This window comes from Ruegeria sp. AP12 (genome assembly GCF_056540025.1).
Map to the genome: position 1 here is coordinate 1 of NZ_JBQFVZ010000320.1, position 537 is coordinate 537.

1 protein-coding gene is annotated in these 537 nt (G+C 59.4%); it reads left to right on the top strand.

Annotation, left to right across the window (positions count from 1 at the left end):
* Positions 1-107 precede the first annotated feature (107 nt).
* Positions 108-537 (top strand): YcaO-like family protein (locus ACR0E6_RS22980; protein WP_480587774.1); only part of this gene is annotated, 430 nt, incomplete at its 3' end.

Genomic DNA, 537 nt, shown 5'->3' on the forward strand with positions numbered 1-537 from the left:
CCGCCTGACAAGTTCGAACCGGAAGGCACCTGCTATCTGGTCAATATCGACGGGCTGAAACAGAGGCACAAATTCACACGCAGCTAGGATCAGCCCCGCTGACAGAGATGAGGCAGGAGGAGGACGACCAGCACCGAGCACCTGCCCACGCGGTTCCGTCCGTACAGGTTCTGGACCGCGTCTTGCCCCATATGAAACGCCTTGGCGTCACCCGGCTGGCTGATCTGACTGGCCTGGATTGCATCGGCATACCCGTCTACGCCGCGCATCGTCCGAATTCGCGGTCTCTGGCCGTGACGCAAGGCAAAGGCGCGACCGTCGCGGATGCAAAGGTTTCGGCTTTGATGGAGGCGGTCGAGCTCAGCTGTGCAGAAACTCCGGTTTTGCCCCTGCGTCTGGCGAGTGCCGATGACTTGGCGAAGGCGGAAAAAGTGATTGATCTTGTGCGTCTGCCCCAGATTTCAGATCACCCTATTTCGCGCGGCAAATCTGTGCTTTGGACCGAGGGCAAGGCGCTCTCAGGTGATCATTCGGTCT